This window comes from Marinobacter bohaiensis, assembly GCF_003258515.1.
GTDB classification, from domain to species: domain Bacteria; phylum Pseudomonadota; class Gammaproteobacteria; order Pseudomonadales; family Oleiphilaceae; genus Marinobacter_A; species Marinobacter_A bohaiensis.
The window spans coordinates 1,261,830-1,288,536 of sequence record NZ_QGEH01000001.1; the positions used below are offsets into that span (position 1 = coordinate 1,261,830).

Annotated in this window: 24 protein-coding genes; 8 read left to right on the plus strand and 16 right to left on the minus strand. The window is 64.1% G+C overall.

The genetic code is table 11. The features are described from left to right. Positions 1–24: 24 nt before the first annotated feature. Both DKK67_RS05610 and DKK67_RS05615 read right to left on the minus strand, forming a co-directional pair. On the minus strand, positions 25–2,448 hold the full coding sequence (locus DKK67_RS05610) for a response regulator (RefSeq protein WP_162628759.1): 2,424 nt from the start codon (positions 2,446–2,448) through the stop codon (positions 25–27). Between the two features lie 173 nt (positions 2,449–2,621). Further along, positions 2,622–3,407: a ZIP family metal transporter gene (locus tag DKK67_RS05615; protein WP_111495208.1), complete on the minus strand. Its 786-nt coding sequence runs from the start codon at positions 3,405–3,407 to the stop codon at positions 2,622–2,624. 209 nt (positions 3,408–3,616) lie between these two features. Here DKK67_RS05615 and DKK67_RS05620 point away from each other — a divergent pair, with 209 nt between their 5' ends. From DKK67_RS05620 to fes, 3 genes are all read left to right on the plus strand, one after another. Then, positions 3,617–4,723, plus strand: coding sequence for a mandelate racemase/muconate lactonizing enzyme family protein (locus tag DKK67_RS05620; protein WP_111495210.1), 1,107 nt, complete (start codon positions 3,617–3,619; stop codon positions 4,721–4,723). A gap of 167 nt (positions 4,724–4,890) precedes the next feature. Further along, complete coding sequence (locus DKK67_RS05625) at positions 4,891–6,222, plus strand: DUF2252 domain-containing protein (protein ID WP_111495212.1); 1,332 nt, start codon at positions 4,891–4,893, stop codon at positions 6,220–6,222. Between the two features lie 202 nt (positions 6,223–6,424). Then, positions 6,425–7,978 carry an enterochelin esterase gene (fes, locus tag DKK67_RS05630; RefSeq protein WP_162628760.1) on the plus strand — a complete coding sequence of 518 codons (1,554 nt, stop codon included), beginning with the start codon at positions 6,425–6,427 and terminating at the stop codon, positions 7,976–7,978. 74 nt (positions 7,979–8,052) lie between these two features. Here fes and DKK67_RS05635 read toward each other — a convergent pair whose 3' ends face one another. The 7 genes from DKK67_RS05635 to DKK67_RS05665 all read right to left on the minus strand — a co-directional run bounded on the left by DKK67_RS05635 (position 8,053) and on the right by DKK67_RS05665 (position 15,310). Next, entirely contained in the window at positions 8,053–9,579 is a 1,527-nt protein-coding gene (locus DKK67_RS05635) for a LamG-like jellyroll fold domain-containing protein (protein ID WP_162628761.1), read from the minus strand. Between the two features lie 26 nt (positions 9,580–9,605). After that, on the minus strand, positions 9,606–10,394 hold the full coding sequence (locus DKK67_RS05640; protein WP_111495218.1) for an HAD-IIB family hydrolase: 789 nt from the start codon (positions 10,392–10,394) through the stop codon (positions 9,606–9,608). A gap of 20 nt (positions 10,395–10,414) precedes the next feature. Further along, a complete protein-coding gene (locus DKK67_RS05645; RefSeq protein ID WP_111495220.1) occupies positions 10,415–11,224 on the minus strand; it encodes a carbohydrate ABC transporter permease in 810 nt (269 codons plus the stop codon). Positions 11,225–11,244: 20 nt separating this feature from the next. After that, positions 11,245–12,111 carry a carbohydrate ABC transporter permease gene (locus DKK67_RS05650; RefSeq protein WP_111495222.1) on the minus strand — a complete coding sequence of 289 codons (867 nt, stop codon included), beginning with the start codon at positions 12,109–12,111 and terminating at the stop codon, positions 11,245–11,247. Positions 12,112–12,222: 111 nt separating this feature from the next. Continuing rightward, complete coding sequence (locus tag DKK67_RS05655; RefSeq protein WP_111495224.1) at positions 12,223–13,503, minus strand: ABC transporter substrate-binding protein; 1,281 nt, start codon at positions 13,501–13,503, stop codon at positions 12,223–12,225. Continuing rightward, a complete protein-coding gene (locus DKK67_RS05660) occupies positions 13,479–14,534 on the minus strand; it encodes an ABC transporter ATP-binding protein (protein ID WP_111495226.1) in 1,056 nt (351 codons plus the stop codon). Before DKK67_RS05660 ends, DKK67_RS05655 begins: the two co-directional genes overlap by 25 nt. Next, the gene (locus tag DKK67_RS05665) at positions 14,531–15,310 is read right to left on the minus strand and encodes a DeoR/GlpR family DNA-binding transcription regulator (protein ID WP_111495228.1); all 780 of its coding nucleotides are present in this window, start codon (positions 15,308–15,310) and stop codon (positions 14,531–14,533) included. The genes DKK67_RS05660 and DKK67_RS05665 overlap by 4 nt, the downstream gene beginning before the upstream one ends. 250 nt (positions 15,311–15,560) lie before the next feature. Between DKK67_RS05665 and DKK67_RS05670 the strand changes: the two genes are divergently transcribed. After that, on the plus strand, positions 15,561–16,220 hold the full coding sequence (locus DKK67_RS05670; RefSeq protein WP_111495230.1) for a hypothetical protein: 660 nt from the start codon (positions 15,561–15,563) through the stop codon (positions 16,218–16,220). A gap of 6 nt (positions 16,221–16,226) precedes the next feature. On the opposite strand, the gene DKK67_RS05675 is transcribed toward DKK67_RS05670, so the two are convergent. After that, the gene (locus DKK67_RS05675) at positions 16,227–17,045 is read right to left on the minus strand and encodes an ATP-grasp domain-containing protein (protein WP_228160517.1); all 819 of its coding nucleotides are present in this window, start codon (positions 17,043–17,045) and stop codon (positions 16,227–16,229) included. 132 nt (positions 17,046–17,177) lie between these two features. On the opposite strand from DKK67_RS05675, the gene DKK67_RS05680 reads away from it, so the two are divergent. Then, complete coding sequence (locus DKK67_RS05680) at positions 17,178–18,056, plus strand: TIGR02285 family protein (RefSeq protein ID WP_111495234.1); 879 nt, start codon at positions 17,178–17,180, stop codon at positions 18,054–18,056. A 10-nt stretch (positions 18,057–18,066) separates the two neighbouring features. Here DKK67_RS05680 and DKK67_RS05685 read toward each other — a convergent pair whose 3' ends face one another. The 3 genes from DKK67_RS05685 to DKK67_RS05695 form a co-directional block, all read right to left on the minus strand. Then, a complete protein-coding gene (locus DKK67_RS05685; RefSeq protein ID WP_228160518.1) occupies positions 18,067–18,474 on the minus strand; it encodes a DUF2721 domain-containing protein in 408 nt (135 codons plus the stop codon). Between the two features lie 134 nt (positions 18,475–18,608). Next, positions 18,609–19,403: an SDR family NAD(P)-dependent oxidoreductase gene (locus DKK67_RS05690; protein WP_111495236.1), complete on the minus strand. Its 795-nt coding sequence runs from the start codon at positions 19,401–19,403 to the stop codon at positions 18,609–18,611. A gap of 64 nt (positions 19,404–19,467) precedes the next feature. Further along, positions 19,468–20,661, minus strand: coding sequence for an MFS transporter (locus tag DKK67_RS05695; protein WP_111496780.1), 1,194 nt, complete (start codon positions 20,659–20,661; stop codon positions 19,468–19,470). 149 nt (positions 20,662–20,810) lie between these two features. Here DKK67_RS05695 and DKK67_RS05700 point away from each other — a divergent pair, with 149 nt between their 5' ends. Both DKK67_RS05700 and DKK67_RS05705 read left to right on the plus strand, forming a co-directional pair. Then, positions 20,811–21,722, plus strand: a complete 912-nt coding sequence (locus tag DKK67_RS05700) for a LysR family transcriptional regulator (RefSeq protein ID WP_111495238.1) — start codon at positions 20,811–20,813, stop codon at positions 21,720–21,722. A 65-nt stretch (positions 21,723–21,787) separates the two neighbouring features. Then, complete coding sequence (locus DKK67_RS05705; RefSeq protein ID WP_111495240.1) at positions 21,788–22,915, plus strand: ion channel; 1,128 nt, start codon at positions 21,788–21,790, stop codon at positions 22,913–22,915. 21 nt (positions 22,916–22,936) lie between these two features. Here the strand turns inward: DKK67_RS05705 and alr are convergent, their stop codons facing one another. The 3 genes from alr to DKK67_RS05720 form a co-directional block, all read right to left on the minus strand. Next, a complete protein-coding gene (gene alr / locus DKK67_RS05710; RefSeq protein ID WP_111495242.1) occupies positions 22,937–24,025 on the minus strand; it encodes an alanine racemase in 1,089 nt (362 codons plus the stop codon). A gap of 28 nt (positions 24,026–24,053) precedes the next feature. After that, positions 24,054–25,313, minus strand: coding sequence for a D-amino acid dehydrogenase (locus tag DKK67_RS05715; protein ID WP_323528333.1), 1,260 nt, complete (start codon positions 25,311–25,313; stop codon positions 24,054–24,056). Positions 25,314–25,614: 301 nt separating this feature from the next. Beyond that, positions 25,615–25,971, minus strand: a complete 357-nt coding sequence (locus DKK67_RS05720) for a RidA family protein (RefSeq protein WP_111495246.1) — start codon at positions 25,969–25,971, stop codon at positions 25,615–25,617. 215 nt (positions 25,972–26,186) lie between these two features. Here DKK67_RS05720 and DKK67_RS05725 point away from each other — a divergent pair, with 215 nt between their 5' ends. After that, a complete protein-coding gene (locus DKK67_RS05725; RefSeq protein ID WP_111495248.1) occupies positions 26,187–26,693 on the plus strand; it encodes a winged helix-turn-helix transcriptional regulator in 507 nt (168 codons plus the stop codon). The last annotated feature ends 14 nt before the right edge of the window (positions 26,694–26,707 follow it).

A 26,707-nucleotide genomic window follows, 5' to 3' on the forward strand; every position in this document is an offset into this window, starting at 1 on the left:
TCGGGGGGCGCGACGCCAGGGGAATCAACCGGCGTCGGAATAGTGCATGGCGATGCCGGGTTTCTGGATGAAGTAGCCCTGGAAGTAGCGGATGCCCTGTTCCCAGAAACGGGACAGCACCCGGGCGTCTTCGACCCCGGTGACAATGATGTGTTCCGGGGACCCGAAATGGGCCGACAACTGGGTCAGCAACTGGTCCAGTTCGCGGGTTTGGCCGTCACGTGAGCCAAGCGCAGGGCGGAGTTTGACGAAGTCGACGTTACCCACGTCTTTGAGCAACTGAACGATATTACTGTTGAGGGTGACGTGCTCAACGATGATGCCGAATCCCAGTTGCTGCAGGGTCGCGAACAGACTTTGCGCGGTTGGAATTTCCTTGACGACGCTGGGGCAGGAAAACGCCAGGAAGATGCGCCGCTGGCCCTTGACCCGTGACGAGCGGATGACGTTGGTGATAAACGGCTGCATCCGCGCCACGTCCGCCAGCGACGAGGACAACTTGATGATCACCGAATGGGAGGCCGAGGCCTTGCCTTCAAGCTTGGCCAGGTTTTCTACCGCGTGTTCGATGACCCAGCGATCCAGATCGTAGTGGCCGCGGTCGGATGGCAGCGATGGCAGGAACTGGCTGGGCATGTAAACGACCTGATCGTCGTCCACCAGGCGCACCAGGGACTCGAACATCGTGTCCTCGGTCTCCATGTTCATGACCGGCTGGAAGTGCAGGGTGAAAGACCTGTTCTGCAGCAGTTCCTGAATGTGCTCGTTGAGTTTTGGCTGCTCTTCCGGGGGCTCTTCCTCATGCCATTCGATCCGATCACCGCCTTCGCGGATGGCGGTGGCGCAGGCCTGTTCCACCTGGCTCAGGGCCTGGTCCACGTCCAGCCCGTGGTTGAGCGGGAGCGCTCCCATACTGACCGTCAGCGACTTGCCGACCTGCTCCGTCAACCAGGGGAGTTCAGACAGCTCCGTGCGCAACGCTTCGATCAGGGTACGGTTGTCGTCGGGGGTCGTGCCCTCCGCCAACAGCAGATAGCTGCCGCCGCCGAGATGGCAGCCGCGGCCGCCGATGAGGGGATGACTGGCCAGGTGTTTCTCCAACTGACCGGTCAGTTCGATCATCCGGCGAGTGCCCAGGCGTGCCTTGATGTATGGCTCGTTGTCGATGGCCAGTTGAATCAGGGTGCGGGCGAGCTGGGTTTCGTCCGTGCTCAGGCGTCCCATCAGGTGCTCCAGGCTGTCGATGAAGTAGTCCTGGTTCTGCAGGCCGCTGACCTCGTGGCGCTGGCTGAGCAAGTCGATGCGGGCGGCAATCAGCTGTGCCTTGACGATCTGCGCCTGGAGGCAGTTGATGAATGCTTCGTCGTCCAGCGGTTTCTGGAAATAGGCGTTACCCACCAGACTGCCCAGCCCCTCGGTGTTCTGCAGGTCCGCTGTCGCCGAGACGAACAGAATGGGGATGGTCATGTAGCGGGGGTCCTGGCGTAGGATACGGGCCAACTCGAGACCGTTGCACGAGGGCATCTGATAATCCAGAACAATCACGTCCGGCTGGAAGCGTTCGATCCGTTCCAGCAGGCGCACCGACTGGGACAGGCAATCCACCTGATAGCCGCGCTCGGTCAGCAGGTTCCGGTAGTAGTTGAGCAGATCCTTGTCGTCGTCCACCCAGAGCACGCGGGGGCAGACATCGGTGGCGCTTTCGTGCAACTGGCGGATGCGACGGGCCAGGAAATTCAGGTCCAGCGGCTTGGTCAGGAAAATGTCAGCTCCGGCTTGCAGCGCACGCATGCGTGCCACCATGTCGGTGCGGGCGGACATGATGGCGATCGGCACGTGGCTGCCCACGTGTCCGCGCAGCCGTTCCAGCCAGGCCAGCCCCTCCAGGGGGCCCTCGGGAAAGCCTACGTCCAGCAGGATCAGTTGGAACACTTTCTCCTGGGCGCGTCGGGAATAGGTTTCCGGGTCGGCGAAGACGTCCACATGGTAACCCTGGCCGCTCAACTCCTGATAAAGCTGGGAGGCCTGCGCCGGATCGTCCTCGACGACGGCGATGTTGAACTCGGGTTTGGCGGTCTCGTCCTCGCCCGGCGTTCCCGTTTCTTCCTCCTGGCCGCCGCTGGCCTGATTGATGGCGCGGTTCAGGGCCTCCAGACTGCTGACGATCAACTGACGTTCTTCCGGGCTGGCTTCTGCCTTGGCCTGCAATTCGATCAGCTGCTGCTCCAGGGTGCTGGCATTGGCCGTGATCTCGGGGAAACGAAAAGTGGAACCGCTGCCGGTCAGCTTGTGCACGGCGTGAGTCATGAAGGTCAGCACTTTCGGATCCCAACTGACATGCTGCAGGCGGTCCCAGGCGGTGCGAATCTGCTGGATTCGCTGGGGTAAGCCCTGAACATACTGTTGTCGGAGTTGCTGGAATTTCTGCTTGGCCTGGGGGTCTGCCATTAATCCTTCCCTTGCCTGTGTCGATGAAGTTGTCGGCTTGGCGGGCCTGCTGCCAGTGTGAACTGGATCACCATCAGACCATACAAGAAATGCCCGAAAAATGGGGCCAACCTTTCTCAGAGTTAATGCGCGGTCGCTGATCCAGATCATGCCCGTTGCGCGGGGGAGAGGGATTAGCCAAGCGTCGTATCCAGGAACATCATCACCGCAAAACCGCCCAGCAACGAAAACGTGGCATGGGTGCGGAATTCGCCGCGATGGGTTTCCGGGATAATCTCGTCGCTGATGATGAACAGCATGGCCCCGGCGGCGAAGCCCAGGGTCCAGGGCATCACCGGCTCTGCCAGCCACACCATTCCGGCCCCGAACAGCCCGCCGATGGGCTCCACCAGCCCGGTCATGACCGCCAGGCCAAAGGCCTGCAGCCGCGAATGCTGGATCGACAGCAGCGAGATCGCCACCGCCAGGCCTTCGGGGATGTTCTGCAGACCGATACCCATGGCGAGCACGATGCCGTTGTTAAGATTGTTACCGCCGAAACCCACGCCGACGGCCATGCCTTCGGGAAAGTTGTGCAAGGTGATGGCGATGATGAACAGCCAGATGCGCTTGACCCGCGCGCTGTCCGGTCCGTCCTCGCTAAGGGCAAAGCGTTCGTGTGGGACACGCTGATGAAGCCAGAACAGCAGCATCGCGCCGATCAGGACGCCGGCTATGACCATGAACGCGGCGATCCAGGTCTGGCCGGTCAGCTCTTCGCCGTACTCCAGACCGGGCAGCAACAGAGAGAAGAAAGACGCCGCCAGCATCACCCCGGCGGCGGCGCTGAGCATGCTGTCCTGCATGCGGTCGGACAGGTTGCGGATCAGGAAGACGCCCAGAGCGCCCAGGGCGGTGCCGTTGCCTGCCAGGAAGCTGGCAATGGCGCCTTGCCAGACGACGCTGAGTTCGGAAAACATGCTTCTCCCCACCGGGTCCGGGCTTTCATGGCCCGGCCGGCCAATCGAATCAATCGGATAAAGTGTCGGGCGATACGCTTAAGCGTGCCATTGTGGCGGTTTTTGGCGGGCTTATGGAAGCGCCTGGCGGCACAAGTTTCAAACGAGTGACACCCGCCCAGGGTCGGGGTAACGTGGAGACTCGTCGTCAACGGTCGTTTGGAGCGGCCATGCGGATCGAACGTCTGACCCTTTACACCGCAGAACTTCACTATGCCGGAGCGGCCTACGCTTTTGCCGGCGGCCGTTCCTATCGCGCCTTCACCAGTTCGGTGGTGACGCTGACCACTGACGACGGCCGGCAGGGATTCGGGGAAGTGTGTCCCTGTGGCCCCAACTACATGCCGGCCTTTGCCGGGGGAATGCCGTCCTGCCTGGAGCAACTGGCGCCGGCGGTGCTGGGAGCGGACCCGCGACAGACGCTGGCCATCAACGCGCGTATGGACCAGGCCCTGTGCGGCCATGCCTACGCCAAGGCTGCCATCGACCTGGCGTGCTGGGACCTGCTGGGCAAGTCCGCTGGTGTGCCGGTCTACATCCTGCTGGGCGGCCTGCTCAGCGACGCCATGCCGTTGCACCGGATCGTCCCGCTGGCGGACGCGGACAGCATGACCCGCGATCTGGCCGGATTTCGCGCCGATGGCTTCCGCCATTTCCAGATCAAGCTGGGCCACGCCATGGCCGACGACGGCGCCCTGTTGCGAGAGCTTGCCGTTGCCAAGCAGCCGGACGAGATCTGGGTGGGTGACGTCAACGGTGCCTGGCGGCGTGACGAGGCCCTGCGCTTTTCCCGCTCCCTGGCGGATCTGGACATCTATCTGGAGCAGCCCTGCGCCAGCTACGAGGCCTGCCGCTCGGTGCGACGGCTCGGCTGCCATCCGGTCAAACTGGATGAAAGCATCAACAGCCTTGCCGACGTCCGCCGCGCGCTGGAGGACGATGCCATGGACGCCATGTCCCTCAAGGTCAGCAAGTTCGGCGGCCTGACCCGCTCGCGGGTTATTCGGGATCTGTGCGTCGATGCCGGCATCCCGCTGACTATTGAGGACGCCTGGGGCAGCGGTATCGCCACGGCCGCCTACGCCCATCTGGCGGCCAGCACCCCGCCGTCAGGGCTGCTCAATACCACCGACCTGCATGGCTACAACACCGTGCAGCTGGCCACGGGCGCACCGCAGGTCAGCGACGGTCGGATGGTGCTGAGTGATCGGGCGGGGCTGGGCGTCGAGCCGGATTTCAGCGTGCTGGGTCAGCCGGTGCGGCAGTGGCCGGCCTGATTCTTTTGCAGGAGCCCGGGTAGCCAGCTCTCTGTTGAAATAACCTGGCACGCAGTCTGGTCAGTCGGCACGGCTTGCCCGGCAAGACAGGCCGGGGGCGACTTCGGTACGCTGGTCAGTCTGAATCGAGACGCCCGCCAGTGCATCGACCCACGACGAGGAGAGGCATGATCAAATCGCTGACCCTGCACAATCGCAAGCACCAGGTCATTCGCGCGATTACCGCCAACAACCGGGATCTGGACCCGATCGCCCGGGAGCGCAAGTTCGCTGCCATGGCGGAATCGCCCTACCGTTTCTTTCGCGGAACCAGCCACCTGTTCTGGCAGGATATGTACAACGACTGGCGCTTTGCCCTGTTCGGCGGGGTGGAAGGTACCCAGACCTGGATTCAGGGGGACGCCCATGTCTACAACTTCGGTGCCTTCGCCAACCATGATGGTGAGGTGATCTACGGCCTGGACGATTTCGACGACGCCATCGTCAGCGATTACCAGTACGATCTCTGGCGCCTCGCCGTCAGTCTGGTGCTGGACTGCCGGGCCAATGGCCGCTTCGACGAGTCGGCCCAGGCCGACGCCCTGGACGCGTTGACCGGCCGCTACCTGGATGCCGCCACCCAGTGGGACCAGGATGACCTCGGGCGCGAGGTGCACTTTACCGCCGATACCGCCGGCAAGCCGCTCAAGTCCTTCCTCAAGAAGGTGGCGAAGAAGAAGGGGCGGCAGCGCATGCTGAACAAGTGGACCCGCTTCCAGAAGAACGGCAAGCGCGTGTTCGACACCGCCAATCCCAAGCTCAAGCGGCTGTCACCCCAGGCCCGCAAGACGTTCATGGACGCGTTCGAGGCCTACCGGGACACCCGGGACGACACCTCCGATTTCTTTGCCGTCAAGGATGTGGTGCGCCGCATCAAGGCGGGCACCGGCTCCATGGGAACGCCGCGCTATTACGCGCTGATTGAGGGCCTGGATGGCGGGCATGACGACGACATCATCCTCGACATCAAACAGCAGGACGGGCCGTCCATCTGCCAGGCCATGGACGCCGACGAACGGGCGGCCTATGAAGCCGCCTACGACAACGAGGGCGTTCGCCACGCCAGGGCATTCCGGGCGCTGGCGGAGCATCCCGACCGCTACCTGGGCTGGCTGGCCATGGACGGTGCGATCTTTTCGGTGCGCGAACGCTCCCCGTTCAAGGATGATTTCCCCACCGACAAGCTGGACAAGAAGAAGCATCTCCGAAAAATGGCCGCCCTCTGGGGCGACGTGCTGGCCACCGAGCACAAGCGCGCCAGTCGCACCCTGAATCCCGACAACCCGTTTCAGTTCGAGCAGTCCCTGCAGCGGTTGATCGTTGGCCGCGAAGGCCGTTTCCGCCGGCTGGTCAGCGCCATCGCCCGCCATTACGCCGCCTGTGTCGAGCAGGACTACCGCACCTTCCTGGGGGCCTTCGTCGACGCAACCGAAGACGACGAGCGGGGAGACGTGGTCTAGTGTCCCGTCTGGTTAATTCGCTGAACGACTGAGCGGCCTGGTCTCCGCATCACGGACCCCCGCCCATTCCCTGTATCATGCGAATCGTTATCATTATTTATTGCGTGCTGGTATAAAGGCCTTCCTTCAAACGCGTCTCAACGGCCGAACGAGCACACGATGGGTAACGACTTTCATGCGACAGGCAATACTAGGGCTGGTGATGGTAGCTAGTGGATGGGTTCACGCACAGACGGTCCTGACGCCGGACCAGCCGGTCGCCGGCACACTCGCGGCGGGCGGCACGATCCAGGTGGATCTGGAAACCCGCGCGGGTGATTACTTGGCGGGGGATCTGGACATCCCGACCTCCGATTTCCGGTTGGAACTGGTCGACCGCAACGGCGCCGCCATCCGACGGTTGGTCAGCGAAGGCGACAACCGCCGGCTTTTCCAGTTTGTGGCGCCCGCCGAACCGGTGGCATTGCGCCTGAGTGGGGCTTCGGGCGGCGATTACGCGCTCTCGCTGGTACGTCAGGTCGCCAGGGCGGATCAGCAGTCGCCGGAGCCTGACTATCGCAGCCCAACCGTGGCCCGCCTGGCCGCTGAGCTGGCCGGCGGCGATGACGTCGACGCCCTCTGGCGGGCGATCAGCGAACGCGGCACGCCGCTTGAGGAAACCGGTCCCGACGGCGAAACCCTGCTGACGTTCCTCTATCGCGGCGCACGGCACAACGCGCGCGTCGTGGGCTCGCCCTCTGGCGATCACGCCTGGATGAAGCGGCTGGGGACGACGGACATCTGGTACCACAGTTTCGAGGTCCCGGCGGACACCCGCCTGTCCTACCAGATCGCGCCGGATATCCCCGAATTCGACGGTACCGACCGGGAGCGCCGCGTGGCCCTGCTGGCGACCGCCCAGGCCGACCCGCTGAACCGTCACCCCTGGCCGACCGATGCGCCGGACGTCTATAACCGAAAGTCGACCGTCGCCCTGTCCAAGGCACCGGCCCAGCCCTGGCTGGCGGCGCGGGACGTACCGCATGGCGAGCTGCGTTCCTATCGCTTTGCCAGCGAGGCGCTGGGGAACGAGCGCGATGTCATGATCTATCGCCCCCCGGGTTTCCAGCCGGATAACCCCGACAACCTGCTGCTGGTGCTGTTTGACGCCGAGGCCTATACCACCACGGTGCCCACACCCACCATCCTCGACAACATGATCGCCGAGGGCGTCATTCCGCCGGTGGTGGCCGTGTTCGTTGCCAATCCCGACCTGGAAACCCGGGGCCGGGAACTGCCTGCCAACCCGGATTTCGCAAAGGTGATGGCCGAGGACCTGGTGCCCTGGGTGGCGCAGGAAACCGGCCTGGAGCCGACGGCCGCGCGCACCATCCTGTCCGGTTCCAGCTACGGCGGGCTGGCGTCCACCACCATCGCCCTGGCGTATCCGCAGGTGTTCGGTAACGTGCTGGGCATGTCCTCGTCGTTCTGGTGGTCACCGCCGGGTACACCCGCTGAGGAACAGGAATACGTAGCCCGGGAGTTGGTGGACATGCCGGCCCGGCCCGTGCGTTTCTTCCTCAGTGCCGGCCTGTTCGAACGCCAACACGCCGGCGCCGCCGGTATCCTGGAAACCAATCGCCACGTGCGTGACCTGCTGCAGGCCAAGGGCTTCGACGTGCGCTATCGCGAATACGCCGGCGCCCACGATTACCTCATCTGGCGCGGTGTGCTGTCCGATGGGCTGCTGGCGTTGGCGGATATGGCGGGCTGGTAAAACCGGAGCGTGCCGAGAGAACAACGGCCATGAGCCCCGGCCCTGTGTCAGCGACCGGGGAATAAGGCGAGGCTTCAGTGATTGGCCCAGTCCTGGATCGACAGCATCTGGACGTTGATGTTGCTGTGGAAGCGGGTGTCGGACGCGCCCTGCGGGTCGGCCGCGAGGACGACCGGCGAGTTATTGCGCGTCACCTCGGTATTGAAGGAACTTCCCGCGCTGATCTGGGCGCTGTTGATGTAGAGCCGCACACCGCCGTTGCCGTCGTAGGCGCCGGTGACGTAGTAGCTGTTGCCCTCGCTGAGCGCACTGGCGTCGTAGGTGACGTAGCGGTAGGCGCCGTCCACGTGAACGCCGTAGCGCAGCACCGGACCGGGGATGCCGGAAGGGTTGTATAACTCGAGAGCGAAGCCGGCGCTGTCCGATTTGTTGACGATGGCCCAGGTGGCGCCGTCGGGCACCGACAGATCGTTGAACTGCACCAGTGCGTTGACCAGGTAGCCGTTGCCGCTGCCCTGGTCGGCGTCGTAGAAGCTCAGATGATCCTCTTCGCTGTTATCAAACAGGGCCACGGTGCCAAAGAAGGGGGAGCCGCTACCGGCTTCGCTCAGAGATGGGGCCGTTGCGCCGTCTGCCGATACGCTGTAGGCGATTGCCCCGGTGCGGTAATAGCTGAGGCTGCTGGCGCCGCTGTCCTGGTCGGCGGTGTTGAAATAGAGGAGCTGGTTGCTGTCCGCGACCACCTGGCGGGCGCTGGCCAGGTCGTAGTCGGTGGTCATTTCGTCGACTTCATCCCGGAACAGGGTCAGGCCCACTTCGCCCATGCTGGACGGAATCGTCCAGAGCCCGACGCCCAGGTCCAGTGATTTGGCGTACTGGATATGGGCGCCCAGGTTGGGCGTCTGATAGTTGAACTCCACCATGTCGAAACCGTCCGCCCGGGCGGATGCCACCTGGCTTTGCAGACCGCCGAGATCGCTGGTCGAACTGTACAGTTCACTGTAGTGCACGTAGGGCGCGAGATTCGGGTAATTGTTCGCCAGGTACTGTTGGGCGTAAACCAGATTGGCGCGGCCGCTGGCGAAACTGCGCAGGAACACCGGCCGGCCTTCGGTCAGGTAGCCGCGGTTGCGCAGGCTCTCGATGATGCCCACCACGTAATCCGGCATCAGGCTGGTTTCCTTGAGCTCCAGGAACAGGGGCTGGCTGGCGCCCTGCAGCTTGGCATCGCTGAGCACATCGTCCAGCACCGCCTTGTTGCCATGAAGGGTGCCCGGGTTGTGGGAAACCTTCACCATCTGATCGTTCCCGTCGTACACCAGGTCCAGTTCCAGCAGATCGGCGCCGGCGTCGATGGCGTCCGACAGCTTGGTCAGCGTGCCGCTGAGATTCAGGCTGGCGGCCAGGTGGGCCTCGGTGTAGGCGTTGTGGGCGGACACCGCCGCGGTGTTGTTCATCGGCGTCTGGATCATCGCGTGGTCCAGACCCGACTGGCTTTCCACATCCTCCCAGAAGCCGGCATGGGCCGGGACGGCGGCGGCCAGCAACAGGGTCGTCACACTGATGCGAGCCATAGAACGATTACGGGCAGAGAAACGCATGAAACCTCCTTGCTTTGCGATTGGGTTTAAACGTCCGCGATGCGAACGGCGAGCTCGGCGAAACCGTGTCCTCCCTGTTGGCGGGTGATGTAGCGCGGGTGGTGGCGCATCAGCGGCAGGAATTCGCGAATGTTGGCCACCCCGACGGTGAGGCGGAAATGCTCGAACATGGATTCGTCGTTGGGGGAGTCACCGATGAACAGGCTGTCGTCCGGCGACAGACCGTGGTCGCCGAGCCAGGCGAGGGCGCCGCTGGCCTTGCTGTGATCCCCCACCCAGGCGTTGATGTGGATGGAACTGAGTCGCGCGGACAGTCCCTGGCGCCGCAGCCAGTCGGTGGCTTCCTGCGCGGTCTGACGGTCTACGGTGGCGGCTTGCCCGACGTCAAAGGCCATCTCGCTGATGCGGAACGGCTGGTCCTGGGTCGGGCGTATGTCGGGATAGCGGGCCTGCAGGTCGGTGCTCAGCTGGCACAGGCGCCGGCGATCCCCGGCAATCGATGATTCGGGCTTGAGCCAGCGCCGCTGCACCACGCCGTTGCCGGTTCGATAGAGGTAGAACGCGCCGTTCTCTCCGACGATCGCCCGAATGGGCCAGGTCTTCATCAGGCAGTCGCACCAGCCAGCGCTGGCTCCGGTCACCGGGACCACATCGACGCCGCCGGCGGACAGGTTGTACAGCGCCTGCATCGCTTCGACCGGCACCCGGCCCTGCCAGGTCAGGGTGTCGTCCACGTCGGTGAACAGGATCTGTGGACGGTCGGATAGCCGGTCGGGAAGCGGCTTGGGCTGAGGCACGGGCAGGCCGGCGTTCATGGCGGTTTCCTTGAATCGGATTACTTGAGCCCGGCCCGCAGGAAGGACTGGACGAACTGGCGCTGGAACAGCAGGAAGAGGACGAGCAGCGGACCAACGGTGATCAGCGTGCCGGCGGAGATCACCGCCCAGTCGACGCCGGACTCCGGGGCGCCGAAGATCGACATGCCCACGGTCAACGGACGGCTGTCCTCGGTGTTGGTCACCACCAGCGGCCACAGGAAGTTGTTCCAGTGGTAGCTGATCGAGACCAGCGCAAAGGCCAGGTAGGTGGGTTTTCCCAGAGGCACGAACACTTTCCAGATGATGCCCAGCTCGCTGCATCCCTCCAGCCGGGCCATGTCCTCGAATGCCTGGGGCACGGTCCTGAAGGTCTGGCGCAGCAGGAAGATGGCGAAGGCGCTGGCCAGGTAGGGCAGACCCACGCCCAGGTAAGTGTCCACAGCGCCCAGGCTGGCGACCGTCTGGTAGTTCTCCACGATCAGCACTTCCGGGACCACCATCAGTTGCAGCAGGATCAGCGCGAACACCGTACCGCGGCCGCGAAATTCGAAGCGAGCCAGGGCGTAGGCCGCCAGGGTGCAGAGCACCAGCTGGCAGGCCAGGATCAGCCCGGTGATCAGCACGGTGTTGAGCATGTAGCGCAGGAACGGCGCCTGGTGCCAGGCGGTGGCGAAGTTCTCCAGGGTCAGCGGCGCCAGCAGCTCGAAGTGGGTGGTGTAATCCGAGCCGTGGAAGGCCGACCAGAAGGCGTAGAGCAATGGGAACAGCCAGGCGATGCCGACGATCCAGGCCAGCAGGCCGGACAGGGAGCGGAAAAGTGTCTGCATGAGCCGTTTCCTAGCGATAGTTAGCGATAGTGGATGCGTTTTTCGAAGACGCCGAACTGCAGCAGCGCCAGCGCCATCAGGATCAGCAGCAGGACCACCGTCAGGGCCGCCGCGTAGGCGGTGTCGAAGAAACTGAAGGCGTTTTCGAAGATGTAGTAGAGCAGCAGGTTGGTGCTGTTATTGGGGCCGCCCTTGGTCAGGATGAACAGGTGATCCACCAGCTTGAACGCGTTGAGGATGGCGTTGACCAGGACGAACAGGGTGGTCGGCATCAGCAACGGAAAGGTCACCCGGCGGAAGGTGTACCAGCGACCGGCGTTCTCCACGGCGGCGGCCTTGTAGTATTCGGGGCTGATGGTCTGCAGGGCGGCCAGGTAGAAAATCATGAAGAACCCCGCCTCTTTCCAGATGGTCATCGCCATCAGGCTGTAGAGGCTGACATCCGGGTCGCCGAGCCAGTTCAGGCCCGGGTGGCCGAAGAACGCGAGCACGTGGTTGAACAGTCCGATTTCCGGGCTGTAGAAAAACAGCCAGATGTTGGCGACCGAGATCATCGGCAGGATGGTGGGTGTGAAATAGGCCAGGCGCAGGAAACCGACGCCGCGCAGCCGGTCGTTGACCCACAGCGCCATGGTCAGGGCCAGGATCATGGAGACGGGCACTGTGATCGCCGCGTAGAGGAAACTGTTGGACAGCACCTGCCGGAGCACCGGGTCGTGCAGCATGTACTGGTAGTTATCCAGGGTCAGCTCGCCGGCCGGCTGGACGCCGATGGCGCTGATGCTGCGCCAGAGCGTGGCCACGGCCGGGTAGTGGGTAAAGGCCACCAGCAGGACCAGGGCCGGCAGCAGCAGGAGCCAGGCGTAGAGGGTTTTGGTGTTTTGCATACAGTTTGGCTGTCTTGATGGCGGTTCGGTTGAGTGGGGCGGCTTGATGGATGTTGAACCCTTGCCCCGATCCCCCCTCGCCCGCAGGGAGAGAGGGGGGCGAAGATTCCTCTAGCGATACCGCCTCAGGATTCGGTCGGCCTGCATCTGCGCGGTGCTCAGCGCGTCTTCGGCGGATTCCTGACCGCTCAGGGTGGCCTGGATGGCATCATCCAGGAACTTGCGCACGCGGCCGGACTGGTGGGTGGACAGCTCGGCGGTGGCGTACTTGAGCTGGTTGCGGGCCACCAGAGCCGGCGGGAAGGTCTCGGTGTACTGTTCCAGCTCCGGTGTCTCGTAAGCGGCGGGGCTCACGCCCATGTAACCGGTGGCGATACTCCACTGGGCGGCGCGCTCCGGGGCGGTCATGAATTTGACCAGTTGCAGTGCCGCCTGGCGCTGCTCGGGCGTGGACTGCTTGAACAGATAGAAGTTGCCGCCGCCGGTGGGCGAGCCCGGTTCTTTCCGGGCCGGCAGCATGGCAACCCCGAAGTCGAAGTTGGCGTTTTCCTTCACGGCGGTCAGGTTGCCGGTGGAGTGCCACATGATGGCGGTCTTCTGGTCCAGGAAGTTCTGGCGCAGGGTGCCCCACTCGATGGTGCCGGTGGGCATGATGTGATGCTCGGCGCCGAGCGAACGCCAGTACGCCAGGGCCTCCACCACGGCCGGGTCGTCGAAGTGGGTTTCGGTACCGGCCTGGTTCATCAGGACTTCGCCGTTCTGCTTGGCCAGGGCGCCGAACATCCAGTACGGATAGCCGGTGGAGGGGATCATCGCACCCCACTGGTCCACGTTGCCGCTGTCGTCTCGTTTGGTCAGGGCCTTGCCGTATTCCACCAGCTCGTCCCAGTTCTTTGGTGGCTGCTCAGGGTCGAGGCCGGCTTTACGGAACAGGTCCTTGTTGTAGTACATGACGATGGTGGAGCGCTGGAAAGGCACACCCCAGGTCTTGCCGTCCACCTTGCCGTTTTCCATCAGGGCGGGGTAGAAGCTGTCGAGCCACTCGCGGTCGGCGTCGGTTTCGACCACCTCGTCGAAGGGCACGATGGCGTCCAGGTCGCGCAGCTCGTGCAGGTCGATGGAAAACATGACCGACAGCTGGGCCGGTTCACCGCTTTTCAGGGCGGCCAGGGATTTGACCCGGGCGTCGTTGTAGTTGCCGGCGTAGATGGCATCCACGTCCACGTCCGGATGGGCGGCCTCGAAATCGGCGATCATGCCGTCCACCACCTTGGTCAGCGGGCCGCCGACGGAAACCGGGTAGTACATGGTCAGTTGGGTCTGGGCACTGGCGGCGGACACGAGTCCGGCGCTCAGCAGGGCGACCTTCAGGCCGTTCTTGAAGTTGAGCATTGTCGAGTCTCTCCATGAGGTTCGGTGGGTGTTGGCGTAATGCCGGGTGCTGCAGGCAGGCGCCGCCCGGTGTCCGGGCAGAACCGGTGTTCGTCTTCGATTGGCCAGGCGATGCGCAGGCGGGTGCCGCGCAGGGAATGGGTGCGACCGGGCCGGGTCAGGCGCAGGCGTTCGCCGTGCAGGTCGACGGTGAGGATGGATTCGGCGCCGTGGTAGTCCTCGTCGATCACCTCGACCATCAGACCGCCGTCGTCCACCACCCGGATGTGTTCGGGGCGCACGCCAATGATGACGCCATCCCGCTCGAACAGGTTCATCGGCGGCTGGCCGATAAAGCCGGCGGTAAAACGGCTGGCGGGCTGGTTGTAGAGCGCGTCGGGGCGGTCGTTCTGCTCCACCTGGCCCTGGTTCAGCAACAGGATGCGGTCGGCCATGCTCATGGCTTCCACCTGGTCGTGGGTGACGTAGACCACGGTCAGCCCCAGCTTTTGCTGCAGGGCGCGGATCTCCGAGCGCATCTCGTTGCGCAGCTTGGCGTCCAGGTTCGACAGCGGCTCGTCCATCAGGCACAGCGGTGCCTTGGAAACGATGGTTCGGGCCAGGGCGACACGCTGGCACTGGCCGCCGGAGAGCTGTCCCGGCTTCTTGTGGACGTGGTCGTTCAGGTCCACCAGCGCCAGGGCGTGCTCCAGCCGGTCGGCCTGTTCCTGCCTGGGGACACGCCGCGCCTTGAGGCCGAACAGGATGTTTTCCTTCACGCTCAGGTGGGGCAGCAGGGCGTAGGACTGGAACACCATCGACAGGTTGCGTCGGCCCGGCGGCAGGGCGCTGATGTCCTGACCATTGAGATGGATCTCTCCCGAGGACGGCGTCTCCAGCCCGGCGATCATGTTGAGGGTGGTGGACTTGCCGCAGCCGCTGGGACCGAGCAGGGCGACGAATTCCCCTTCGTCGATGGTCAGGCTCAGATCGTCCACGGCGACCTTGTCGCCCCAGCGCTTGGTCAGTTGGCGTATTTCCAGGAAGCTCATGCGTTCTCCCCGTGTGCGTCGGCCTCAATCACTTCCACGCCCATCTCGTTGCACAGCGGGCGCAATCCCTCGGGCAGGCGGTCGGTGAAGAAGCGATCGATGGAGCGCAGGTGCCCGCTCTTGACCGGTGCGCTGCGCTGGAACTTGTGGTGATCCGCCACCAGCAGTCGGGATTCGCAGTTCGCCAGCAGGGTCTGGGTCAGGTGCGCCTCTTCCGGCGAGAAGTCCAGCAGGGCTCCCTGCTCGGAGATGCCGCCCACTCCGCAGATGCCGTAGTTCACCTGGAACTTGCGGAAGTAGGCGGTGGCGTCCTCGCCAACGATGTCCTGGTCGGCGTTGCGCACCCGACCGCTGACGCAGTAGGTGGTGATGTTGGGGTTCTGGCACAGCGCCAGGGCGGCGTTCAGGTTGTTGGTGATGGCCGTCAGGCCGGGGTGATGGATCAGCTTCTGGGCGATCTGCTGAGGGGTCGTGCCGATGCCCAGGAAGATGCTGACGCCCTCGGGCAGGAACCCGGCAATCAGTTGGCCGATCCTTTCCTTTTCCGCCAGGTTGATCACCTTGCGGTTGTCGAACGACAGGTTCTTGTTCTGCACCGGCAGGGTCACGCCGCCATAGACCCGTTTGACCAGACCGTACTCGCTCAGCTCGTTCAGGTCCTTGCGGATGGTCTGTACCGAGACGTGAAGCTGGTCGGTCAACTCGCCGCTTTCCAGGACCCCGCCCTTGTCGCGGAGCAGGTCCAGGATGGTGTTCTGTCTTTCGCTTAGCTGCATGGAGGTTCCAATCGAATGTTTCCGTGTTTCGATCGAAACTGTAGAGACGTAATATTTCAGGAGAGTGGCGTTCGAATGTCAGTTTTGTTGCTTTTTCCTGACACAGCGCAGGCCTTCCCCGCGGTTTGTGTTTCGAACGAAGGTTTGCGCTTCGATGGAAGAGGCCGGCATCGCGCCCGGCCCCGAGGCGTATTTCGAAGCGGTGCTGTGCTAATTTGAGCGTGACGACGTTACTCAGGGAGCGGTAGGTATGCGCATACGGATCACCCACCAGCGGATCACGATAGCGCTGCAACTGGTGTTATTGGTCCAGGCTGTGTTTGCCCTGATCGAGCGTCAGTGGATGACCGCGGCGTTCGTCCTGCTGATCATCGGCATTACCTTTCTGCCGGTGCTGGTGGAGCGTCGTTTCCGCATCTTCGTGCCGCCGCAGATGCAGTTGCTGGCCATTGGCTTTGTCTTCGCGGCGCTGTTCCTGGGGGAGGTGCGCGGTTACTACACGCGCTTCTGGTGGTGGGATATCGTCCTGCACACCAGCTCGGGGTTCCTGCTGGGAATCCTCGGCTTCCTGCTCGTGCACATCCTCAACGAAACCGAACGCCTGGAGATGCATCTCAAGCCCGGTTTCGTGTCCTTCTTCGCCTTTCTGTTCGCCGTCGGCTTCGGGGCGCTGTGGGAGATCTTCGAGTTCAGTATGGACCAGTTGTTCGGGATGAACATGCAGAAAGCCATGCTGGGAGATCCATCCGGCCTCACCGACACCATGTGGGACCTGATCGTCGACACGATTGGTGCGCTGGTGATTGCGATCCTGGGCTGGCGCTACCTGCGCCAGGGCACCGGCGAGTCCTTCCTGGCGCGCTGGATCAATGCCTTTATCGAGCGCAACCCGCGGTTCTTTACGCGCTGAGGCGGCTTAGACCGCAATCGGCATCGGCGGTTCGGGATCCAGCGGGGTGTCCGGATCCTTTGGGTCACTCTCGTTGCGCAGGTAGTCGAGGATGGCGTCGCGCAGGTCCGAACCCCGGTTGAGGCCCTGATTGCCGAACAGGCGGTTGAACTCCAGCACGTAGGGGTAATCGCCCACCATGGCGATGTCGAACCCGGCGTGGTTGATGTCCAGGTCGCGGGCGATCTGCAACGCCAGCGCCGTCGCCGCCCTGGGGACCGGGCCGTTGTCGATGCGTCCGCCGCGCGCCACGTTGTTGTAGAACCCCTGCGGCGCCTGATGGCGCCAATAGGCGGTCACCACCCGGTCGCCCACGATCACCACCCGGATGTCCCGGTCGATCGGCAGGTACTCCTGGGCGTAGAGCACATGCGCCGCCTCGCAGTAGCGCTGCCAGTCCTCGCGCGTCTCGATCAGCCAGACGCCTTCGCCCATGCTGGCGCGGGGAGCCTTGGCGACAAAGGGGAGTGGCATCGCCTGCCAGATGGCCTCGCGTTCCTGCGGGCCGTTGGCTTCGATCATTGTCCAGGGCGTGTGGGCCGGGGCGACGGTCTGGAAGGCGCGGGTCATCTCGATCTTGTCGTGGCCGATGCGGTAGCTGGCTTCACTGGGAAACACCCGGCACTTGAGCCCATGCACCAGGGCGTTGAGTTGCCAGTATTCGGGAAACAGCACCCAGTCAGCCTCGCCCAGCTCGCTCTTGTGACGCAGGAACGCCTCCGGTTTCAGGACCGAGGTGTCGGGAAAACCAAGGGTTCGGAACACATCAAAGGAAATCAGTCGCACGGCTGCCTGCACAGGTGACCAAAGATTGCGCATTCTAAGCGGTTGCTTGAGGCGGCGGTAGCATTTTTGTCAGGCCGTGATCCATCAGCTGCTAAGATGGGTGGATTCTAGAACCAGTCGGAAGCTGATTTAATGTCCTTCAAGGCCATTGGCTGGCTGTGCGTCGTCCTGTTGTGGTGCGCTGACGTTTTGGCCGATACCGATAAGCCGGTGATCACCTGGCGCGCGCCTGATTTCCCGCCTTTCTTTGCCGGTATCGACGGCCGTAACGGTGGCGTGCTGGATCGATTGCACCTGCTGGTCACCGACGCCATGCCCGAGTATCAGCATCGCTACCGGCAGTCGGATTTTGCGCGGATGATCTACGAGATGGAGCGGGGTGTTTCCACCTGTTCCTATGCGTTGCTCTGGACCCCGGAGCGATCCACCTTCGTGGCCTATTCGGATCCGGTGATTCCCATGCTGCCGCCGGGGCTGGTGCTGCGACGTGATCAGGCTGACCGCCTGGCGCCACTGTATGGCGGTGAGCGGCGCGTCAGCCTCACGGCATTGCTTGAGAACGAAAGCCTGCGATTGGGGGTCGTGCGCGGGCGTAGCTATGGGCGCGCCGTCGACCAGATTGCGCGTCAGTACTTCAACCGGGTCGGCCAGAACGACCCGCGCACCGTCCGCTTGCGTCACGCGGAGTTGCTGTTCGGGCTGCTCGAAGCCGGGCGGGTCGACGCTATCCTGGCTCACTCATCCGAGGTTCACTATTACGCCGGCTCCGGCGACACCGACCTGGTCTTCCTGGCCCTGACCGAGCAGCCTGCCTATCTGCTGCAGTACTACGGCTGCCCGCGCGGGGCGTGGGGCAATGCCATCATCGATGTCGTTGATAAGGTGCTGGAGGATCCCGTCATCCGCCAGGAAGGGCGGGATCTCTATCGCCAGACGCTGCTGCCGGTCGACCGTCGTGCCTACGACGATGTGTTCGACCTCTTCATGGAGCGGCGCAGGGCGCTGCCGTAGGGTTCCGGGATCAGTCCGCGGTCTTGTGCCGCGCCTCGAAATCCTCCAGCTCAATATTGATCGCATTGTTGGAAATCACGATCTCATACAGCGAGTAGAGCAGTGACATCGACAGCAGCACCAGGCTGGCCCCGAAGCAGATGATCCCGGTGGTGTGAAAGCCCAGGAACAGGGTGAACATGGAAATGGTGCACAGCAGGAAACTCAGCACACCGCAGGCCTGCATACGCTTGGTCAGCACGATGCGCTTGCGCAGCCCGCCGATCTGTCGCGCCAGCAGCTCGTAATCCCGCTCGCTTTCCATCTGTTTGAGTTGCCGGATCAGCTGTGCCAGAACCAGGAAACGGTTGGTGTAGGCCAGCAGCAGCAGGGAAATGGCGGGAAACAGCAGGGCGGGCGTGGTGAGAGTCAGGGTCAAAGAGGGCTCCTTGCGCGGGATGAAAGTCTATCTTCCTGTGATTGTGGAAGAATTCCGGGGAGCCGTCGAGTCAGCGATTGTACGGGCCGCGACCCGGCTGGCTCCACCCGGTCGGGCGGAGCCAGGGGGCGGGATCAGGCGATGCTGTCCACAACCCCACCATCGACCCTCAATGCGGCGCCGGTGGTGGCGGAAGACAGCGGCGAGGCCACGTAAACCACGAGGTTGGCGACCTCGTCCACCTCGGCGGGACGCTGGATGATCGAGCTGGGACGCTCGGCCTTGACGAAGTCGATGGCGGTTTCCTGCACGCTCTTGCCGGAGGCTTCGGCGGCCTCCTTCAGCATGCCTTCCACGCCCTCGGACATCGTCGGCCCCGGCAGCACCGCGTTGACGGTCACGCCGGTGCCTGCCATGCGCTTGGCCAGGCCGCGGGAAACCGACAGGTTGGCGGTCTTGGTGAAACCGTAGTGGATCATGTCCGCCGGAATGTTCAGCGCGGATTCGGAGGACAGGAAAATCACCCGGCCCCAGCCCTTGTTCTCCATGCCCGGCAGATAGGCCCGGGACAGCCGCACGCCGGACATCACGTTGACGTCGAAGAAGCGCTGCCACTCGTCGTCCGGCGTGTCGAAGAAGTCCTGCGGACCGAACACGCCCACATTGTTGACCAGAATATCGGCGGTCGGCTCGGCCTCAACCAGCGCCTGGCAGCCCTCGGCGGTGGCCAGGTCGGCGGCGACGCCGCGTACTTCCGCACCGGTAGCGCTTTCCCGCACCTTGGCCACGGCCGCGTCCACGGCGGCCTGCTTGCGGCCGTTCACCACAACCGTGGCACCGCATCCGGCCAGGCCTTTGGCGATGGCCAGGCCGATGCCCTGGGTGGACCCGGTGACGATGGCGACTTTACCTTGAAGATCGATGTTCATAGCGACTCCTTTCAGTCAGTGGGGTTGCTCAGTCAGCGTGGTTGCTGCGTTGACAGTGAATGGACTACTCACTCGGACAGGCCGAGTCGAAGGAAAGTTCTTGCGGCGCCCTGCGCTGTTCCAGCCGCAGGCTCAGCAGCGCCGTGGCGATGGCGGCCAACGGAATGAGGGCCGCAACCCAGGGCAGTGCCGACAGGCCCAGACCCTGATCGATGACCGCACCGCCCAGCCAGGCGCCGATGGCATTGCCCAGATTGAACGCGGCGATGTTGATGCTGGACACCATGCTCTGGCCCGCCCCTTCGGCTTTCGACAGCACCCACATCTGCAGGGGCGCGACGGTGGCGAACGCGGTAACGCCCAGCAGGCCGACAAAGGCGATCGTCAGCCACTGGCTTTCCAGCACCAGCGACAACAGACCCAACGTGGCCGCCAGCGCCAGCAGGCTGCCCAGCACCGTCGGCACCAGGTGGCGATCCGCCAGACGCCCGCCCAGCAGGTTACCGATGATCAGCCCGCCGCCGAATACCAGCAGGATGGGCGACACAGCGGCGTCTGCAAACCCCGAGACTTGAGTCAGGATGGGTGCGATGTAGGTGAATACGGCGAACACACCGCCGAAGCCCAGTACCGTGGTCAGCAGGCCCAGCACCACCGGCAGCCGCCCCAGGGCGCGCAGGTCGGCCCGCCAGTCGGGCGTTTCCGGCGTGCCCTGGTCGCGGGGAACGAACAGGGCGATGACCGCCAGTGCGGCCAGGCCCACCAGGGTGACGGCCCAGAATGTCGCCCGCCAGTCGAGGGTCTGACCGAGCCAGGTGCCGAAAGGCACGCCCAGGATGTTGGCTACCGTCAGCCCGGTGAACATGACCGCAATGGCCGAGGCCTTGCGCTCGGGCGCGACCAGCCCGGTGGCGACGATGGAGCCGACGCCGAAGAAAGTGCCGTGGGCGAAGGCGGTGACCACGCGGGCGACCATCAGAACTTCGTAGTTGGGGGCCAGGGCGCAGACGGCGTTGCCCACGGTGAAGACCACCATCAGGATCAGCAGCGTCAGCTTGCGCGGCCAGGCGGCGGTCAGGGTGGTCATCACCGGGGCGCCGACGACCACGCCCAGGGCGTAGCCGGAGATCAGCATGCCGGCTGACGAGATAGTGACGTCCAGGTCTGTGCTGACTTCCATCAGCAGGCCCATGATGACGAATTCGGTCACGCCTATGCCAAAGGCGCCGACGGTCAGGGCCAGCAGCGCGACGGGCAGGCGTGGGGAATCGGAGTTCGTTGGGGTGTTCATGAAGCGTTTTCCGTGTCTTTCGCAGTGAGCGATGAATGATGAACGCTATTGTGTTGGCTGAAGCGGCGACTGATAATTGGCCTGAGCGATAAAACACTTTCAATCAGATTTTGAAAATGACCAATCTTGCAGATCTGCGCCTGTTCGTGGAGGCGGCCCGGCTGGGTTCCCTCAGTGCCGCCGCGCGCACCCTGGAGCGTTCGCCCGCTGCCGCCAGTGCCAGCCTCAAGCGTCTGGAGGCGGAACTGGGCGTGCGGCTGGTGGAGCGCAACACCCGCAACCTGCGTCTGACACCCGAGGGTCTGCTGTTCCGCGAGCGGGTGGCGCCGGGGCTGACCCTGATCGACGAGGCCCGGCATTCGGTGAGCCACGACTGCGCCGAAATCAGTGGTGAAATCCGGTTCACGGCACCGGTGGATTTTGCCCGCCAGTGGCTGCGCCCACTGATGGACGAATTCCGCGCCCTGCATTCACAAGTGCGATTCATCCTGCAGGCGGGGGATTCCATGCGGGATCTGGTGTCCGAGCCGCTGGACCTGGCGATCCGCTACGGTGAGCTGCCGGACTCCGCGCTGGTGGCCCGTCGGCTGCTGGACAATCGACGCATCGTGGTCGGCTCGCCGGACTATTTTGCCCGCCACGGCCGGCCCGGCCACCCGCAGGACCTGGCCTCCCACAACTGCCTGACCTACTTCTTCGGCGGCAGTGCCTACCGGCGCTGGTCGTTCCGCCGGGGCAGCGAGGCGGTGGTGGTGGAGGTCAGCGGCGACTGCACCAGCAACGACGGCTCCATTGTCCGGGACTGGGCGCTCGACGGCGTCGGTCTGGCCTACAAGAGCGAGTTGGACGTCAGGGCGGACCTGCTGGCCGGCCGCCTGGAGCCGGCCTTCCGCGACTGGCGCGGCGATTCGGTGCCCCTCAACGCTGTGTATCCGGGCACCGGGCCGCGACCGGTGCGGGTGCGCCAGTTCGTGGATTTTCTGCGGGAGCGGCTGAGGGCCCAGCAGGCGACTGGTCCGGGTACCTGACTGGCGGCGGCCTGCCGGAATGGTAGGATGCGCTTTCTATCCGTTTGAGAAGGCAGGCTTTCCGGATGATCGTATTCAGCACGCTGCGCCGGCATTCGCGTCAGGAACTGACCCGACGGCTGCAGGTCAACATGGCCTCGCGCCTGCGCCGTATCCTGGGCTGGTTACTGGTGCTGGCCGTGCTGCACGTCGTGGCCATGGTGGTCTTCGAGAATCTGGCGGTGGGCGACGCCACCTGGCTGACGCTCACCACACTCACTACGGTCGGCTACGGCGATTTCTCCGCCACGACCGCGGCCGGGCGGGCGGCGACCACCGTGCTGCTCTACCTGGCCGGCATCACGATGATGGCGCAGCTGGCCAGCGATTACATCGATTTCCGGCTCAAACGCAAACAGGACATGCTCAACGGCCGCTGGAGGTGGCAGATGAAAGATCACGTACTGATCATCCACAGCCCGGCCCGTAACCCGGACGTCTACTTCCGCCGTCTGGTGGACCAGTTGCGAGCCACCGACACTTTCGCCGACCGGCCGGTGCAGATCCTCACCGACGCCTTTCCCGATGGCCTGCCCGCCAACCTGCGTGAACGCGGCGTGGTGCATCACCACGGTGAGTCGTCCGACCCGGAAGCCCTGCGTGCTGTCACACCCGAAGCCGCGCGCGCCATCATCATCCTGGCCCGGGACGAGGACAGCCGCATCTCCGACAGCGTCACCCTCGACGTGCTGATGCAGCTCAATACGCTCTGCGGCGAGCACCAGCCCTACACCGTGGCGGAGTGCGTGGATACGGACAACCGCGTCCGCGCCAGCCAGTTGGGGGCTGACAGCACCCTGCGCCCGATCCGCGCCTATCCGGAAATGCTGGTGCGTTCGCTGGTGGCACGGGGCTCCGAGAAGGTGCTGGAAAACCTGTTTACCCACCACGACGACCACCCGATGCGTTATCCGGTGGACCTCAGGAACGCGCTGTGGGCGGAAGTGGCCTGCAAACTGGTGGCCGGCGGCATGGGCACGCTGATGGCCTATGTCACCGCCGACGAGGAAGTCATCTGTCACCCGGCCCACAACCACCGTTTCGACGCCACCGCCCTGATCCTGATGGTGCGTGAAGAATACATCCCCGGCGAAACCGAGGTGCGCGCCTGCATCGACCGGCCCATGGCGTCCTTCATGGCTGACAGTCAGTAACCGGCGGTTGTCGGTGTCCGATCAGCGTCCGCGGTAAACGCGCGGTACTCGGGCGGTGACACCGGTGAACAGGTGATAGGCGATGGTATCGCAGCATTCGGCCACCTCGTTGGCGGACAGGCGCTTGCCCCAGAGTTCCACCTCGCTGTCGATCCGCGCGTTGGGAAGGTCAGTGAGGTCCACGGTCAACATGTCCATGGACACCCGGCCGACCAGCGGGGCACGCTGACCGTCGACCAGAACCGGCGTGCCCTCCACCGCCTGACGCGGGTAGCCGTCGGCGTAGCCCATGGCGACCGTGCCGATGCGGCGGCGATCCCGGGCGACGAAGCGGCCGCCGTAGCCGACCTGCTCGCCGGGCTCGACCCAGCGCATGGCGATGATCTTGCTCTTCAGGGTCATGGCCGCCTGCAGCTGTTGGCTGTGATCGTTCTCCACCGCCAGCGGCGAGGCGCCATAGAGCATGATGCCAGGCCGCTGCCAGTCCAGCCGGGCCTGATCGTGGTCCAGCAGGCCGGCCGAATTGGCGACGCTGGTTTCGATGCCCGGCGCACGCAACGCCGGCGGCAACCGTTCGATCTGGTCCGCCACGGACACGCGGTCCGCCACCGCCTGATCCGCGTTGGCCAGGTGCGTCATCACCACCACGCGCTCGACCTGGGGCAGGCCGCTCAGCCGCTGGTAGGCCGCCACCGCTTCCGCGCCGCTGAAACCCAGCCGGTGCATCCCCGTGTCCACCTTCAGCCACACGGTAATGGGGCGGGGCAGGTCAGCCCGGGCAATCTGGTCGATCTGGGCGGTATCGTGCACCGCGCTCCAATAGCCTTCGCGGGCGATCTCGTCCAGCTCCGATTCCTCGAAGAACCCTTCCAGCAGCAGAACCGGATGCGGCAGCCCCGCATGGCGCAACGTTCTGGCTTCCTCGATGGAGGCGACGGCAAACGCTTCGGCCTCGCCCGCCAGGCTGCGGGCCACGCGCACCGCGCCGTGGCCGTAGGCGTCTGCCTTCACCACGGCCAGCGCTTTACCCTGCGGGGCCAGCGTGGTGGCCAGGCGGAAGTTGGCGCGGATACTGTCCAGATCGATGTCGGCAACGGCGGGTCGGGCCATGGGATTCCTCGTGCGATGGCGGTTGGCGTCAGTGGAGGTAGCGCTGGATGGACAGGCCGTCGGTGTCGATGTCCGGGCGGCGCCCGTTGATGACGTCGGTGACGAGACGCGCGGAGCCCTGGGACATGGTCCAGCCCAGCGTGCCGTGCCCGGTGTTCATGTAGAGATTGCGGATCGGGGTCTGGCCCACCACCGGCACGCTGTCCGGCGTCATGGGGCGCAGCCCGCACCAGAAGGACGCGTTGTCCAGGTCGCCGGCGCCGGGGAACAGGTCGTTCACCACGAACGCGGTCGGCTTGCGGCGCTTCGCCTGCAGGCTCAGGTCGAAGTCGGCGATCTCGGCGGTGCCGCCCACGCGGATGCGGTCGTCGAAGCGGGTGACGGCCACCTTGAAGGACTCGTCCATCACCGTCGATTGCGGCGCCCTGTTGGCGTCCAGCAGCGGCAGGGTGAGGGAATAGCCCTTGATGGGGTAGATCGGCAGCCGGAAGCCCAGGGGATGGAGCAGCAGCGGTGAGTAGCTGCCCAGGGCCATCACGTAGGCGTCCGCCTCAATCCGCCCCCGCGACGTGCGGATACCGGTGAGGGTGTCGCCGGATCGCTCCAGGCCGTCAATGGTGGTGCCCAGTAGGAACTCGACGCCGGCGTCGGCGCAGTGACGGGCCAGCCCCTTGGTAAACCGGTTGCAGTCACCGGTGCCGTCCTGGGGAAAACGCAGGCCGCCGACGAACTTATCCGCCACGTTGGCCAGGGCCGGTTCGTGCCGGATGCAGCCGGCGTGGTCGATGACCTCGTGGGTGACGCCGCATGCCCGAAGCGACGCCAGGTCGGCGCCGATGCTGTCCATTTTCTGCTGCTCGCGGAACAGCTCGATGGTGCCCTGGCTGCGGTGGTCGAAATCCAGAGCCACCCGACGGGTCAGGTCGTCCAGGCAGGTGCGGCTGTACTCCGAGATGCGCAGCATACGCTGTTTGTTGATCCGATAAGCCTTTTCCGAGCACTGGCCCAGCATCTGGAAGAGCCACTGGGCGGTGCGCCCGTTCATCGCGCTGGGGCTTACCAGGATCGGCGCCATGTCCTGCATCATCCACTTCAGTGCCTTGAAGGGAACGCCCGGAGCGGCCCAGGGGCTCGTATAGCCGAACGACAGCATGCCGGCGTTGCCGAAGCTGGTTTCGTCCGCGACCGCCTCGCGCCGCTCGATGACCGTGACCTCATGCCCCGAATTGGCGAGATACCAGGCGCTGGATACGCCCGCCACACCGCCACCCAAAACCGCAATCTTCATGCTGCGTGAACCCCCAGTTTCCAGGACAGCCGCTCCGGGGCCGTCGTGTCTTTGGGAAAATTCTAATGCAAGCCGTGGATGAAAATGCTTCAAAAAAAGAGTTTTTGCAGATGATATAGCTGCGTTTTTCTATTTTTGAAGTTATAAAACCTGAATGTTTCCTGGCGCTTGCTGATGAAGGGGTGGCGGGCAGGCGCGGGCGTGAGAGGCGCGACGTAAAAGGGGAATCAGGCGTAGGGTGCCCTTGGAGGAAAAAACACGACCGCACGCCCGGGACAGGCGTGCGGACGGTACTCAAACGTCAGGCGTTTTCGGCGGCGACGACCGACATCTCGACCAGGATGGGCGGACGCGCCATTCGCGCCTCGACGCAGGCGCGGGCGGGTTTGGGCCGTTCGGCGAACCAGTTGTCCCAGACCTCGTTCATGGCGGCAAAGTCCTTCATGTCGCGCACGTAAATGGTCACCGACAGCATCCGGTCCACGCCGCTGCCAGCTTCCTCCAGCAGGCCCTTGATCTTCTCCAGGCAGCGTTCGGTCTGCTCCGCGATATCCCAGTTCTCATCGCCGGCGGTCTGGCCACACAGATAGATCACGCCCTGATGCTTGACGATGCGGCTCATCCGCTCGGTGGAGTGAAGGCGTTCGATCTCGGACATGAATAGGCTCCTCGTAGTCGGTCATTGGGGCGGTCGGCGAAAGCGGGCGGCCTCGGCAACCGTGTCGTCCGGTGCATTGTAGTACAGGCCTGACATGGAAATTTCGTGTATATGCGTCGGTTCCAGCAGATCCAGCTGTGATCGCTTGCTATGCCAGTGCATCGCCCTGATCATGTTGTCGATAATGGGGATAATACAGACGAGGGGGCCGAATCGTGCCAAGAACCGCTGCAAGAGAGACCGGAAGCCGGAAACGCACTCTGGACCGGCTGGATCGCCGCATCCTGGCCGCGCTCCAGGACGACGGCCGGCTCAGTTACGTCGAGCTGGCGGAGCGGGTCGGGCTCAGTTCCACACCCTGCATTGAGCGGGTCCGGCGCCTGGAGAAAGACGGTTACATCGAGGGCTACCACGCCCGGCTGAATCCGGACCTGCTGGGCTTTTCCATGCTCGTGTTCGTGGAGATTTCCCTGTCCTACCAGTCCCGGGATGCCTTCGAGAAGTTCAACGAAGCGGTGGAGAACCTGCCGTTCATGCTCGAGTGCCACCTGGTGTCGGGTGATGCCGACTACCTGATCAAGGCCCGTATCAGTGACATGTCCGAATACCGGGCGCTGCTGGGCGACATGCTACTGGTGCTGCCCGGGGTCAAGAATTCCAAGAGTTACATCGTTATGGAAGAGGTCCGTGAGTCGATGCGCCTGCCGGTGGACACCGCCTGACGGCGCTAAATCGA